This is a genomic window from Chlorogloeopsis sp. ULAP01, assembly GCF_030381805.1.
Lineage (GTDB): Bacteria > Cyanobacteriota > Cyanobacteriia > Cyanobacteriales > Nostocaceae > Chlorogloeopsis.
This window is the reverse complement of sequence record NZ_JAUDRH010000012.1, coordinates 214,352-228,157: the sequence shown is the minus strand read 5'-3', so window position 1 is coordinate 228,157 and position 13,806 is coordinate 214,352. Positions and strand designations below refer to the sequence as shown.

The 13,806-nt window shown below is 41.0% G+C and carries 16 protein-coding genes and 1 pseudogene; 5 read left to right on the top strand and 12 right to left on the bottom strand.

Annotated features, from left to right (window positions below; all coding sequences use genetic code 11):
* Positions 1-23: 23 nt before the first annotated feature.
* The 3 genes from QUB80_RS23390 to QUB80_RS23380 form a co-directional block, all read right to left on the bottom strand.
* Positions 24-725: a DUF305 domain-containing protein gene (locus QUB80_RS23390; RefSeq protein ID WP_026086281.1), complete on the bottom strand. Its 702-nt coding sequence runs from the start codon at positions 723-725 to the stop codon at positions 24-26.
* 1,055 nt (positions 726-1,780) lie between these two features.
* Complete coding sequence (locus QUB80_RS23385; protein WP_289791869.1) at positions 1,781-3,094, bottom strand: transposase; 1,314 nt, start codon at positions 3,092-3,094, stop codon at positions 1,781-1,783.
* 609 nt (positions 3,095-3,703) lie between these two features.
* Positions 3,704-4,198 carry a hypothetical protein gene (locus QUB80_RS23380; RefSeq protein ID WP_289791868.1) on the bottom strand — a complete coding sequence of 165 codons (495 nt, stop codon included), beginning with the start codon at positions 4,196-4,198 and terminating at the stop codon, positions 3,704-3,706.
* A 334-nt stretch (positions 4,199-4,532) separates the two neighbouring features.
* On the opposite strand from QUB80_RS23380, the gene QUB80_RS23375 reads away from it, so the two are divergent.
* Positions 4,533-4,718, top strand: coding sequence for a CbtB-domain containing protein (locus tag QUB80_RS23375; protein ID WP_071588477.1), 186 nt, complete (start codon positions 4,533-4,535; stop codon positions 4,716-4,718).
* Positions 4,719-4,802: 84 nt separating this feature from the next.
* Positions 4,803-5,945: a hypothetical protein gene (locus QUB80_RS23370; protein ID WP_289791867.1), complete on the top strand. Its 1,143-nt coding sequence runs from the start codon at positions 4,803-4,805 to the stop codon at positions 5,943-5,945.
* Positions 5,946-6,120: 175 nt separating this feature from the next.
* Here QUB80_RS23370 and QUB80_RS23365 read toward each other — a convergent pair whose 3' ends face one another.
* Positions 6,121-6,372, bottom strand: coding sequence for a thioredoxin family protein (locus QUB80_RS23365; RefSeq protein WP_026086282.1), 252 nt, complete (start codon positions 6,370-6,372; stop codon positions 6,121-6,123).
* A 178-nt stretch (positions 6,373-6,550) separates the two neighbouring features.
* Between QUB80_RS23365 and QUB80_RS23360 the strand changes: the two genes are divergently transcribed.
* On the top strand, positions 6,551-6,859 hold the full coding sequence (locus QUB80_RS23360) for a hypothetical protein (protein ID WP_289791866.1): 309 nt from the start codon (positions 6,551-6,553) through the stop codon (positions 6,857-6,859).
* Positions 6,860-6,919: 60 nt separating this feature from the next.
* Here the strand turns inward: QUB80_RS23360 and QUB80_RS23355 are convergent, their stop codons facing one another.
* The gene (locus tag QUB80_RS23355) at positions 6,920-7,384 is read right to left on the bottom strand and encodes a heavy metal-responsive transcriptional regulator (RefSeq protein ID WP_289791865.1); all 465 of its coding nucleotides are present in this window, start codon (positions 7,382-7,384) and stop codon (positions 6,920-6,922) included.
* Positions 7,385-7,662: 278 nt separating this feature from the next.
* On the opposite strand from QUB80_RS23355, the gene QUB80_RS23350 reads away from it, so the two are divergent.
* Positions 7,663-8,685: a F510_1955 family glycosylhydrolase gene (locus QUB80_RS23350; protein ID WP_289791864.1), complete on the top strand. Its 1,023-nt coding sequence runs from the start codon at positions 7,663-7,665 to the stop codon at positions 8,683-8,685.
* 109 nt (positions 8,686-8,794) lie between these two features.
* Here QUB80_RS23350 and QUB80_RS23345 read toward each other — a convergent pair whose 3' ends face one another.
* The 5 genes from QUB80_RS23345 to QUB80_RS23325 form a co-directional block, all read right to left on the bottom strand.
* Positions 8,795-9,475, bottom strand: a complete 681-nt coding sequence (locus QUB80_RS23345) for a tetratricopeptide repeat protein (RefSeq protein WP_289791863.1) — start codon at positions 9,473-9,475, stop codon at positions 8,795-8,797.
* 108 nt (positions 9,476-9,583) lie between these two features.
* The gene (locus QUB80_RS23340; RefSeq protein ID WP_289791862.1) at positions 9,584-9,787 is read right to left on the bottom strand and encodes a hypothetical protein; all 204 of its coding nucleotides are present in this window, start codon (positions 9,785-9,787) and stop codon (positions 9,584-9,586) included.
* Complete coding sequence (locus QUB80_RS23335) at positions 9,787-10,647, bottom strand: metal ABC transporter permease (protein ID WP_289791861.1); 861 nt, start codon at positions 10,645-10,647, stop codon at positions 9,787-9,789. The genes QUB80_RS23340 and QUB80_RS23335 overlap by 1 nt, the downstream gene beginning before the upstream one ends.
* Positions 10,647-11,423 (bottom strand): metal ABC transporter ATP-binding protein, encoded by a 777-nt coding sequence (locus tag QUB80_RS23330; protein ID WP_102185387.1) that lies wholly within the window; start codon positions 11,421-11,423, stop codon positions 10,647-10,649. Before QUB80_RS23330 ends, QUB80_RS23335 begins: the two co-directional genes overlap by 1 nt.
* A gap of 140 nt (positions 11,424-11,563) precedes the next feature.
* Entirely contained in the window at positions 11,564-12,568 is a 1,005-nt protein-coding gene (locus QUB80_RS23325) for a metal ABC transporter substrate-binding protein (RefSeq protein WP_289791860.1), read from the bottom strand.
* Positions 12,569-12,636: 68 nt separating this feature from the next.
* Here QUB80_RS23325 and QUB80_RS23320 point away from each other — a divergent pair, with 68 nt between their 5' ends.
* Positions 12,637-12,765: a hypothetical protein gene (locus tag QUB80_RS23320; protein ID WP_289791859.1), complete on the top strand. Its 129-nt coding sequence runs from the start codon at positions 12,637-12,639 to the stop codon at positions 12,763-12,765.
* Here QUB80_RS23320 and QUB80_RS23315 read toward each other — a convergent pair.
* The gene (locus QUB80_RS23315) at positions 12,755-12,799 is read right to left on the bottom strand and encodes a hypothetical protein (protein ID WP_289791922.1); all 45 of its coding nucleotides are present in this window, start codon (positions 12,797-12,799) and stop codon (positions 12,755-12,757) included. The two genes, QUB80_RS23320 and QUB80_RS23315, sit on opposite strands and share 11 nt — an antisense overlap.
* A gap of 80 nt (positions 12,800-12,879) precedes the next feature.
* Positions 12,880-13,728: pseudogene (locus QUB80_RS23310) on the bottom strand (MFS transporter); the annotation flags it as partial.
* Positions 13,729-13,806 lie beyond the last annotated feature (78 nt).

Below are 13,806 nucleotides of genomic sequence, written 5' to 3'. Positions count from 1 at the left end.
AATTAACATCAACCTTTTCAAACTCATTGTTGACTTTGTGTAGGAGTAGGCTGATACCAAGCCTGATACCATTGCTGCATCTGTGCGATTTCAGCAGTTTGAGTCTTAATGATGGATTGAGCTAAGTTGCGAATTTCTGGCTTGGTAGCGCTGTTAAGTGCCATCTGCGACATCATCACTCCCATTTGGTTATGGTGAATCATTTGACGAATAAATTCACGGTCGAAGTCAGAGGTATTCTTCAAGTCTTCCAAATGCATTTCCATGCCCATCATGTTCTGCTTCCCGGACATCCTCATCATTCCCTGGTTGTCTTGACCCATACCCTGCTGCATTCTCATCATTCCCATGCCAGCCATTGCATTAGCAGGTACTTCTGTGCCGTACCATGCCTTATACCAAGTTCGCATTTGTTGAATTTCGCGGCTTCGGTCTTTTTTAATTGTTTCAGCCAGTTTTTTGATTTCAGGCCGTTTAGTACGGGTTAAAGCCAGATCCGCCATTTTCACAGTTTCTTCATGGTGGGGAACCATCATTTCGATGAAATGCCGATCCACTTGAGTCATCATTCCTCGTTGGGAAGGAGTTGCTTGAGCAGATGGGTGATGAGTATTATGTTCTGAATTTGGAGACTGAGCTTGCGTTTTATTTGTAATTAATAGTCCTGCAAGAACACTACTAGTCAATAAGCCTGTGAGACTATAAATTAGAATTCTATTTTTCATAACATCACCTCTTTTATCGACTGAATATTTTGTTTATATAATTGAAGTTAACTGTAAAATGTGAGGAAGTTGTGAGGGTCAATTTTTTATTTATCTCTAAACAAACACTATTTTTGTTCTTAATTATTCTCATCGTTTATGCTGAAGCAGTTCTACACAGCACAGCTATAAAATAGTAGAAAAATGAGGTTGTATTATATAATAAAATTTGTTACCGAATCAATCCAGAAAACTTTTCATTTCAGCAGCTATAACTAGGCACACAAAAGAACTATTCACATCTTTTTGCTCAGATGTGATTAACTGGGACAAATCAAATGCAAGCAGTAATCAGTATTAGCTAATTATTAAAAAGGTTTCTAATGCTAACACTATCTGTCTAAAACAGAGACTTGACATGAACTTATTACCTTCTAGATAATGATAGAAAGCAATGTTTTAAATCAGCCACGATTGACATCTTTTATCTAAACTAATTATTCTCTTCAATGCTAAAATTTACTTTTGTTTTTTACCTTTTTCTAGTTATTAATCAACTCCTTCTTAATTTCAATTTTCAACTCTCTACTCAGATGGAGGGTCAAGGTACAGCAACAAAACTTTACTTATCATAGTTTACCTGTTTTGAGTTACTCCTTTAACAGCAGCCTATTCTTTTAGCTTTTCATCTAGAAATGAAATCAAGATGAAATATCTTTCTAGATATAAATTTGTTTACAATGTCATGGCTTGCTGAACCACGAGAAAAATATCTGCGATCGTCAAATCTAAGCTAGCCGCACTCGACGCAAGGTTATGGCATTTGAGGAGTTTAGCCACTTCACGAACTTCTAGTTCGTGGATTCAGGCAAAGGTCACGTTAACTTTTCGCGCTTTATCGCTATCTGGTTAACGCTTTTGCCTTTTAGATCGAACTGCTCCGAGGGTAAATGAGATAACCTACTTTCAGACGCGCTTACTTGTTTGCAGTTTGTTTGATATTGCTGCCATGCCGATCTTAAGGTTGACTCCAACCTCGGATACTCACATTGAGCATCCTGCAATGACAACTGATCCTAATTAATGTATCTAGCCAGATACGCACTCCAGATGTCCCTGTTCATCACAAGCCCAGTAACATCTTTATGAACTCTTTGGGATAATGATTTTTTGATACGGCTACCGTCTAAATGAGTGTGAGAGAGTGCAGTTTTCTGGGTAGAAAAAGCTATGAATTGTCCACCAGCATTCTCAGCTTTGCGTTTCAATTCACTTTGTACGAAGCCAGGGGACTTAGCAGAAATCGCTTTACCATAGCGTTTCTGCCATCCCTTGACTGAAACTTTCTCAGTTTTAATTATGTTTCCATGTCTGAAAATCTCATTGACTACTTTGCGATTTTGAGACTGAGCATAAGCGGTTTTACACCTTTCTAATTCACGCTTCTTTTGAGCAACCTTTTTATAGGTATTAGACTTGTTCCACTTACAACTACCTTTTTTAACTTTTCCTTGTTTCGTAACTGTTTTACGTCCCTTTTTAGCTAAAAAATCCGGTTCATAATTGTCAGGATTATTAGCTTTTTGAGAACGCTGCATTTTTCTTTGCAGTCTTTTTATTTCGTTCTGGAAACTAGGAACTTTATCGGCAAAAGGTAGTAAGCCTGCTTGATTGTCTCCTACAAAAGCAATATTGGAGATATTTAAGTCTAAACCAACAACACCATCGGAAACATAATTTTGTGGCTTTTGGTATGGAACACCTTTATTGATTAACTGGACAAACCATCGACGTTTACCATTAATCTCCTTCCATAGCAGGCGAACATACTTGATTGGAGAACTCAAGCTATGCTCTATCACTTTGTTAGATTTATCAATTATTGGTTCAAGAGCAATCTTGCCCCAAATTAACTGATTATTTTTCCATCGCAAGCCTTGTTTGTTAGTTTTACCTTCTACAGATTTAAATCTTGTAGGAGTTTTAAACCTAACTTTTTTAGCTAATCTAAATAAAACTTTTTCGCTAGCTCTAAAAGCACGAGTAGCTATTGTTTGTTGAGTATTTGAATCTACTTTTTCAGCAATCCATCTTGATTTATTGCTCACATTAGTGGCGTAAGCTTGTAGGTCATAATCTGAATATCTATATCTTTTTCTAGCTTCAGAGAACATAGTAGAGCGTTGTTTATTCTGCTCTCTAGGTATCTTTTTAGCTGCTTGATAAATTTCAGATTTCTTGACCAACTCCATCCTAATCATTGCTTCATTTAAACAGGCGTTATATAGCTGTCTACTAGCTTGAAAGCGGGACAACAATTCTGATTCTTGCTTGCTGTTAACTATCAATGGAATGGTTGTAACAAAAGATGGAGTTTTGCTTTTAGCCACTACGTTAATCACCTCCTTGTTTTCTGAATAAAATTATTTTCTCATGAAACAAATATCATCTCAATACTTAATAACAATATTGACGGCAGATAAATCTGCTCGTGTCGCATTTCCGCCCCGATATAAATAACATTAGTAGCTCAATTCATTTAATTTCTTGAGCTACTAATTTCGGGGCTACCATGCTTCCGCTTTGCTTAGGTGTGTTGTCCCTCATGATTTGTTATTGTTGTGACTGCTGTAGTGTTTCATTGCCAAGAACCTCTGGGGTTAGGTAAACTATTGGTTGCTCTTATTCTCTATGTAAAAGCCTGCGTTGCATGATAGTGATATGATTTTGCCTTTGGGAAAAACCTGCTCAAATCAGCAAGTGCCTTACTCAAATCTACTCACGCTTTGACACTGATTTTGGCTTGCAGCGAGTGTGGGTATTTATACAAAAAACCCTTATTGTAAACGAATCAAACCCATCAAACCGTATGCTTTAGCAGATATGAGTAACTTTCATGAAACCCAATTTAAACGAGATTTTGAGCTTCCAGCTACTATTTCATACCCAAAATCAGCAACGCTTAAAAGCTTCTTACGGCATTCTTTAACAGGAAGCAGTTACTGATTAAAACTAAATCGACCGTTTACCTTTTCACCTCCAACATCCGCAGTAACTTTTACTTGATACTGACCAGTAGCTTTTTCAGAAAGTGCAGCCGTGTAGTGTTTGCCACTGGCATCATAAGTGAGAGGGATTGTTTTCTGCTTACCATCGGGCAGCTGAACTTCAGCCGTCACTTTAGCGTTAGGAACTGCTTCATGATTGTCGCCTTTTTGCAAATATAAATCCATGTGAGTTCCATTAGCCTCTTTCTCAGGCACAAACTCCAAGTGGTAAGCTCCTGTCTCCACAACTTGACCACCTTTAGATACACTATGTTCGTTATTAGTTTTGGCAGTAGGTGAAGCTGAAGTAACTGGAGACTCAGTAATTGAGGTAGAAGCAGCAGAACTGTTTTCTGTATCAGCCGTTTGATTGCTGTTACTACAAGCCCCCAAAAAAAGCAATCCTACACTTCCTAAAACAATCAAACTCGATTTAAATGATTTCATTAGCTGCTAGATTTTAAGGATAATATAGTGATGTTTGCGGTCAGAGATATTATCTAGTTTGCCAAGAGAATATGAAATTTGGATGAAATGTATCATCTAGCTAAGATTTATTCAGTAATTAAGTCAGCAAATATACATAATTACCTGGTGGCAAAAACTAAGGTATCGTGATAAAAAGTTTTGGACTGGGTTTTAGTGAAGACAGCAACTGAAGGTAAGGGGAAATATGGTGTGTAATTCCGCCATTTACAAATGTGAAGCAAACCAAGCTATTCCCAACCTGGCTACTCACTCATATTCAGTAATCATTTAATCTGCTAATTAGGGAACAACTATGAATACCATCTCTATTGTTGGGCAACGGGCAAAACAAGTAACTCTGTCAGTACCTGGCCAAGCAAGCCTACTGACTGGTCTGGTTATGCTCATCCTCTGGACTGTCTATTTTAGCCCCTACCCCCCAGTACATGACACATTCCATAAATTGCGCCACGGCACTGAATCAGTAGCGTGTCACTAAAGATAGCGATCGCATAAATACTATAGTGGTGGGCGATACTCACCCTATTCCCTGGTGCAATAAACTCCGTAATCAAATAATTTAATGAAAAAACGGAATACAGGCTTACTTTTCGCTGCTATTAGTGTAGTCAGTTTGACAAACTGGTTTTTGCCATCACCGTCAGTTGCATCCTCGCCTACAGTACAACTAAAAACCGAACCATCACTAGATAAAGTTTTACCATCATCTGAGCCTGTCAAACTGACTCTTCAAGTAGTTGATCCTCAAAGACAACCCCTTTCTAACACCAACTTGCAACTAAAATTGTTAACACCTGCACCGACTCCTTGGCTAACTTCCGATTTCCCAATTGTGGAAGGAACAAAGTTACTGGAGTTCAATGCCACTGCCCCTTCTGGCAAGTTGCAGTTTGAGCAAGTAATACCTATTCGTGGCACCTATCAATTGCAAGCCAAGGTGACGCCAAAGGTTGTGGGTGCTTTTAAGCCATTTGAGCAAACCCTGACATTTTCTGTCCCAGAGAAACCTGTGAAATATCGGAATGTAGCGATTTTAGCTGCTATTTTGCTACTAGCAGGATTTGGTGGTGGTTGGGTTATTGGTGGCAGACAAACTGTAGAACCAGGTGAAATTGCCCCACAACGAGTGCGCGTGCTGCTGAGTGGAGCAACAATAGCTGCTATTGCAGCCTTATTGATAGTCAATATTAGCGCAGAAAGAGCATCAACTCACGCTCACTCCGCACATAGCCACGCCACTACACCAGCTATCCAAAAGTCTGGAGGTTTGGAAGTTCGCTTGTCTGGCGATACTAATGCAACTGTTGGACAAACTGCAACCCAGACAGTGCAAGTAACCGACGCTGTAACCCGAAAGCCAGTAAATGATGTGACGCTAAATATTCAGGCGATCGCCCTGGAAGACAATGAACTGATGTTTGCTTACAAAACTACTCCTAATGATCAGGGTAAGTTCACTTGGCAAGAACAGTTTTTTGATGGCGTACCGCACCAAGTAGTTGTGGAAGTTTCACCACAAGCAAGCGCTGCACGACAATTTCAACCATTTAAAGTAGCACAATTCGTGGAAGTTGAAGGAATTGAGCCTCCCCTTTCTAGACGCTTTATTAGCTTAGGTTATTTCACCGGAATTTTTGTTTTGGGACTAGCAGGAGGATTGGTATTACGCCGTCGTCGGAATGAGGTCGCATATCAAAGTGTTTGAATACATATTTTGGCGCGTGTTGACGCGGTTACTAAATCATAAATAAAAATAATTTAGTAATAAAAACACAAAACCATATAAATGTAAGTGCCACCCAATTCAAAAATGAAGGGTGGCTTTTGCTTTATTTAGCTAACACTAGACTTGTCGCTTAAGAATTTATTATTAAAGTCTTTTAACTCAAAGGTTGACCAACACCGACAGCTTGAAGTTGCTCCCGACTCGGTTTACCAGTCAGGACAAGTGTTCCATTGATGGCGATCGCAGGAACTGCATTTACTCCATACTGCTGGGCTTTTGAGCGCTCTTGTCCCAGGTTATAGACCAATATTTCACAACTTGAACAAGCGAGTTCTTGCACCATTTGCACTGTTTCACTGCACAGAGGACAGTCAGCTGTAAAAATCTCTATTTGACGTTTTGACATTTTGCTCATCAATAATTTTACTTCACTAATATTCTCAACCCTATAGTTTGCTATAGAGTCAACCCTACCTGAGTAAAATTTTTAAGCGAATTACTTGACTCTCTAGTTAACTAAAGAGTTTAGTATTGCTTTAACTGTTAAGGAACTGTTTGACCAACTAGATAATCAAGAAGCAGAAATGAGCATATCTACTCCCACAAAAACCTTATTAGGCGGAATTGTAACTGTAACGGTATTGCTATCATTCGCAACTCATCCTGCATTAGCAAACACTGCTAGCCAGACTGTAGAAGCAACCACATCTACAAACAAGACAAATTTAGCTAAAGAGCAGGCAAATCAAACAATAGCGCAAACATCACCAACACAACAGCCGACAAATGAGAAGGGATGTGCCTGCTGCAAATCCATGATGAGCAATATGCAGCAAATGAATCACAGCAATATGCAGAAGATAATGAATAATCAAAACAACCCGTCTAGATAGGAAGGGATATATTCTCACCGTTACTATTAACGGTGAGAGCTTTGTTTAAGTGAAAAAATATCATTTTTCAATAGATATATTCTTATCAGCAACTTGTTCAATTAGGCTACAAAGTTTCTGACTATAGGGGTCATCAAGAGGTTTATCTTCCCACTGCTCTCGATAGGTTTCTAGTTCAGCTTTAAGCGTTTGCATCTGATAGATTTGGTTCTCCAGATGAGCGATTTTCTGATTTAGTAAATCTCGCACAAGTGGACACGCAGGATTACCGCGATCGCGCACACCAAGCACTTGCTGAATTTCAGAAAGAGAAAACTGTAAGGATTGAGCTTTTTTGATAAATTTCACCCGCTTGATGGCATCAGAATCGTAATAGCGATAGCCACTTTCACTTCTGTGGACGGGTTCTAACAACCCTAATGTTTCGTAATAACGAATCGTTCCCACAGCAACATCAGTTTGTTGTGCCAACTCTCCGATTTTTAGAAGTTTATTGTGGGATGATGGTTCACAAGTATTTTTCATGGTAGTCACTATAAATTTTTTGCTGTCTACCAACTACAGCTTAAACTCTACAGTAGACTTTAGAGTCAAGGCTCTTTATTGCCTATCTCATCACCACGTCCATCATAGGTATTTCTTCTTCAAGAGAACGTTTGCCTGTACGAGTATGTTTCCCTATCCCCATTTATTTTGAGTATAAAAGCTTTATTTCCATGCAAATGTTCTTGACTCTATAGCAGACTATAGAGTCAAGAATGTATACATAACTATTTCCAAAAACTTTTAGAGAAATCTTACCTATGAGTCAGCCAGATACAAATAATCAATCTATAAAATGGATAGGAATTGCTATGGTAGTCTGCGCTATCCCCATAGCAGTTTCCTTATTTCTAGGTGGAGGTTTGGGGTTTTTGTTTGGTCGTTATAATCAGCAGCCCTCTAGCAACCAGTTAGGCAGCCAAGAAGCTCCTCAGCTTCGGTCTCAACCAACGGCTGTGAATGTATCTCTAAAAAAAGCGGTCAATTGGCAAACTAATAATCATGTTCATGGTTTGGCGGTAAATCGAGAGAATCCCACAGTTATCTATATTGCTAGCCACAATGGTCTGCTGCAACGTTCTGAAACTGGGGAGTGGTTCTGGATAGGAAAACAACGAGCTGACTACATGGGTTTCACCGCTGATCCAACTAACAGCGATCGCTTTTATGCTAGTGGACACCCTCATACGGGAGGTAATTTAGGATTCATCAAAAGTGAGAATCAAGGGCAAGATTGGAAACAAATTTCTATGCCTGGGGTAGACTTTCACGCTTTGGCAATATCTCCCAGTAACCCCAATGTTTTCTATGGATGGCCTGCTTCGGGAGCGCAAGGGCTGCATACTTCTACTGATGGTGGAAAAACTTGGACTAATCCCCGCATGAATGGGTTAGGGGGCGCTCCCTTTGACCTTGCAATTGATCCACAAAACCCTGACCATGTGTTTGCAGCTACTCGCACGGGTTTGTACGAGAGTACTAATGGTGGTAATGACTGGGCGCTAGTGCCAAATACACAGGAAGCTCCTGTTGTTAGTCTAGCTTTACTCAAAGATGGCAACAGTACTGTCATGTATGGGTATCGTTTTCTCAAATCAGCGCCTGGTGTTTATCGCAGTAATGATGGTGGTAAGACTTGGGAGAAGCTTTGGACGGAAACTGATGGAGTGGTTGTGAAACTAGCGATTGCTCCCCAAAACCCACAGATACTTTATGCAGTAAATGAGAACAACGTTGTTTTTCAATCGCAAGATAGCGGTAAAAACTGGAAACAATTGAGCTAAAGTCGCCTGATCGTTTCCTAGACTGTTCAACAATAAACACAAAACAAAATAACCCAACAATTCCGTAAAGTTTGCTGGAAGGTTGGGTTTGACAATTATTTATTTTGAATCACTTACGGCTAATTTGCTGTATGAGAGCTTGTGTTTGCTGATACCTAAGAGTATCTCCTTGCTGTTGAAACAGACTTGCTGCTTGCTGCAAATCAGCAACAGCGTTACGCTTATCTCCTAGAGCATATCGAGCAAGTCCTCTGTTGCCGTAAGCATCTGGCAGGTTAGGATTAATATTTAATGCCTGGTTAAAGTTTGAAATGGCTTGCTTATGATTTCCCTGTCTAATATTGGCTAGTCCAAGATTGTAGTAGCCATCCACAAACTGCGGATCTATTTTTAGTGTTTGGTTAAAGTCGGCGATCGCTGCTTGGATATTTCCCAGTTCCGCATAAGCAGTTCCCCGACCATTGTATGCATCTGCGTGTCTGGGATTCAGTCGTAAGGCTAGGTTATAATCTGCTAAAGCTGCTTGAAAGTTTCCTAATTGAGATTTTGCCAAACCCCGCAGACAATAACCTTCGTAATATCTGGGATTCAGCTTGACTACAGAGTTAAAATCTTCAATAGCTTCGTTGAAGTTCCCTTGTGCCAGCTTTTGCACCCCTTGATTGTAGTATTTCTGAAAATTCATCTGCCCCAAGCGAATTTGTGGTGGCTGTGCGTAAACAGCAGCAGGTATTCCACCCAATAAACTCGTGATTCCCAGAATAGCGATTGTTTTGTTGATGTACTTCATCGCTTTACTCCCCGTGGCTGCGGAATTCCATATATTAATTCTAGCTGTGAGCTCAAAGGGATAACTCTGCTATTGAAGAACAACTAAATAATATTTTCATTCCGCCAACTACTTGCTGAATATTACAACAGTTCCCACAATCAGCAAGCAAATTGCGATCGCATAATAAAAAATGGCCGCACCTGTGTCACCAATCAGGTTTTTGACAAATCTGACACTGCTTTTGTTCCGGTAAGGACTCGGTTTGTAATAAGTCAAAGCGATGGTGATCAAGCCTGCGGTGATTAGGGCAAAACCGCTAAGTAAGTGCATTATGTATTGGAGGTCACTTTCTGCCGCTTTGCCCTCACCAGTAGACCATGCTTGGGTGCAAATATCATCGCCATCACAAACAGCAGAGTTTGCAATACCACAATGCAACCTCCAGTTGCACCATCAATGTGATAGCTGATGTAAGTCCCCATGATGCTAGAAAATACTCCAGAAGCTATAGCAATGAGCATCATGTGGTCAAAGCGGTCTGTTAACAAATAAGCCGTTGCACCGGGTGTCACCAGCATCGCCACAACGAGAATAATCCCCACAGTCTGTAGTCCGGCGACAGCAGTTAAAGACAGTAACGATAGCAAAATATAGTAAAGTGTTCCTGTATTCAAGCCAATGGAACGCGCATGAGTGGGGTCAAAACAAAATAACAGTAGGTCTTTGCGTAGGATAGCGATCGCAACTAATGTAATCACGCTAATGATCGCCGTCTGAATAATGTCTGAGTCAGAAATACCGAGAACATTGCCAAACAGGATGTGTGTCAAGTCAACGGAACTTGGAGTTTTAGAAACTAGCACCAACCCCAAGGCAAAGAACCCTGTAAATACTAGTCCGATGACCGTGTCTTCCTTAATTCTCGTCTTCGCCTTGATAAAGCCAATGGCAATGACTGAACTGACTCCAAACACAAACGCACCAACGGCAAAGGGTATCTTGAGAACGTAAGCAATGACTACTCCAGGCATAACAGCGTGAGATACTGCATCCCCCATCAATGCCCAACCTTTGAGGGTCATGTAACAAGATAACACCGAACAAACCACCCCGACTAAGGCACTGATAAGAATTGCCTTGACCATGAATTCATGTTGCAAGGGTGCGGTAAACCACTGTAGCACTTCCATTACATTCCCTCCTGATTTTCACTCTTGAAGCGGCTTTTACTAAACGGTAAATCACCCAACGAACCACCAAAGGTACGAGAGAGGTTTTCTTCTGTGAAAACTTCGGAGGTATCGCCGTAGGCTAAAATGGTGCGGTTGATCAGGATGACTTGGTTGCAGAAGGTGGTAATTGATTCTAAGTCATGGGTAGAAATCAAAATTGTGTGACCTTGTTCTCGTAGTTCTAGTAATAGGTCAATCATGGTTTTTTCTGTTTTGATATCCACCCCTGTGAATGGTTCATCTAATAGTAAGACTGTTCCCTGTTGCGCCAAAGCACGCGCAAAAAAGGCACGTTTTTTCTGTCCTCCAGAAAGTTCCCCAATTTGGCGATCGCGCATTGACCATATCTGCACTCTCTCCAAACTCTCCCTCACCACCCTTTTATCTTTGGCAGAGGGAATCCTCAGTATATTCATATACCCATAGCGCCCCATCATTACTACATCGCGGACACTCACAGGGAAATTCCAGTCCACCTCTTCCGATTGCGGCACATACGCGACCAAGTTATTTTTTTGCACCATTGCGATCGGTAAGCCGTTAATTAGCACCCTACCCGTTGTCGGCTTTACAAACCCCATAATTGCCTTGAAAAGGGTCGATTTCCCAGCTCCATTCATCCCTACCAACCCACAAATAGAGCCAGTTTTGAGTTGCACAGAAGCACCATGCAATGCAACTTTACCGTGGTAGGCAACTGTCAGATTTCCTACATCAATACTGATAGGTTTCATAAGATTTACTAGTTATTGGTCATTAGTTAGTGGGTACAGACGCGATTAATCGCGTCTGTACATTAGTGGTTATTAGTTGGTAATTATTCCCCACTCCCCTCACTTCCCCAGATTCCCAAACTTCCCTCATCTCCCCATCTTTAATTCCCTTGTAAACCCTTAACTAAAGTTGTGACGTTATGTTCCAACAATTTGACATAAGTTGATGCAGGGCCATCAGGAGGAGAGAGGGAATCAACGTAGAAAACTCCAGCGAATTTTGCACCCGTTTCCTTGGCTACTTGACGTTGCGCTTTATCGCTCACCGTACTTTCACAGAAAATAGCAGGTATTTTATTTGTCTTGACCGTATTGATAACCTTTTCAATTTGTTTGGGAGTGGCTTGCTGCTCAGAGTTGACCGCCCACAGATAAACTTCTTTTAAACCATAATCGCGGGTGATGTAAGAAAAAGCCCCTTCACAACTAACCATGTACCGCTTGTCTTCTGGAACTACCGACACCTCTTTTTGCAGCTTCTGGTCAATATCTTTAATTTTCTGGCTGTATACCTTGGCATTTGCATTGTAGGTGTCTGCATTCGCCGCATCTAAATTGACCAATGCCTTACGAATATTCTCTACATAAATCAAGGCGTTTTGCGGCGACATCCAAGCATGAGGATTGGGTTTACCTTTGTAAGCATCCTCCGCAATCTCTACAGGTTGAACACCTGCACTCATAGTGACATGGGGAACCTTGGGGACATTATTGTAAAATTTCTCTGCCCACCGTTCTAAGTTCAAACCATTATCTAAAATCAGGTCAGCTTTTTGCGCCCTCACTAAATCGCTGGGTGTCGGTTCATAACCGTGAATTTCCGATCCTGGTTTGGTAAGGGATTCTACTATCGCCTTATCACCCGCTACATTTCGCGCCATATCAGCGATGACTGTAAACGTTGTCAGAATTACCTTTTTTTCTTTCGTTTTTTGGTTCGTGGTATTGGTTTCTCCTGGGGTTGGACTCGTCTGTGACAGCACAGCATTGGGGGGTGTGGAGTTACACCCACTCAGCCAAAGTCCAAACAGTACCCCAGATGTTACAACCAACTTCCGTGTGCAGTGCGGTCTTTGTACCAGGCGACTGTTGAAGCTAAATTTCATCTATATATTTTTCATAATCTTCTCATTTTTCCTCACTCTACTACAAAGGAGCTAAAAATGAAAGAAATATGAAAAACTTTACAATGAATGGTAGTAAGTACACCGTGCATTGTGTATCTGGAGCTATGCTTACGGTACTTGTTTGGTATTTTTGGAAAACTGGGATGAGCAAATCTGCAATGAACATCAACCTCTAGGCGCATACATAATCACCAGCACACCCAAAAGCACGATCCATACACCGAGCCAGTCAAAAAGGTTATCAAAATCGCACCGAACAGCACAAAGGTTGTCCGTCTAAAGCGTTGACTTATTGCACCAAAAGCGACTGCTGAAAGCGTTGCACCTATACCAAAGGCACCCATTACCCAACCATACTCCACATCTCCCAGTTTGAGCGTTCCCTTGACGTAACCGACAGTATTGACCAAAATCTGCGCTCCAGCAATAGATGCTACCAACTGCATGAATAATGCATAGCGGATATATGCATCAGTAAAGAGGCGAGTAGTACCGTCTCTAATATCTCGCCACGTTCTACCTCTGGTAGTTGACGGTTGTTGACTTTGTTCGACTCTTAATTGACCAGGTAGCGTAAAAATAAATACTGCCGCAATCAGGAAACTTAGAGCATCTAGAAAGAAAATTTGTCTTGCTCCAATTAATGCTGCCACGCTGCCAGCAATACCAGGGCCAAGCACCCCTAGTAATTGGTAGGTGGCACTGGAAAGAGCGATCGCTTGCAGGTAATCATTCTGACCAGTAACTAGAGGAATTGTAGCTTGATAAGTCGGTGTGAAAAAGGCATTAAAGACGTTGAGGGCAAATACAAGTGCATAAACTTGCCAAACCTGTGTCACAAAAGGCAACAGGCTAACTAGAACCATGCGTATACAGTGGGTTGTAATCAGTATCAGCTTGCGATCCAAACGGTCAGCTAAAGCACCTGCTAAGGGAGATAGCAAGACAAACGCAGTAATCCGCAACGTCAAAGCCAAGGCAAGTACAACTGCACTATTATCTCCAGCTAACTCAAAGGCGAGTAAAGCTAAACCTACCCAGGTGAGGGCATCTCCCAACAAATTGGTGGTTTGAGCTGCATAGAGCCGCGCAAAAATGGGATTTCTCAGGCTGCCAAAGAGATGAAATCTCCTGTTCATGTTCTTAAAGCTAGTTTTTTAGTGCTGTTTTTAAAGAGGGGATATTTCTGTATTGTTTATATATTAATATTTTCTATT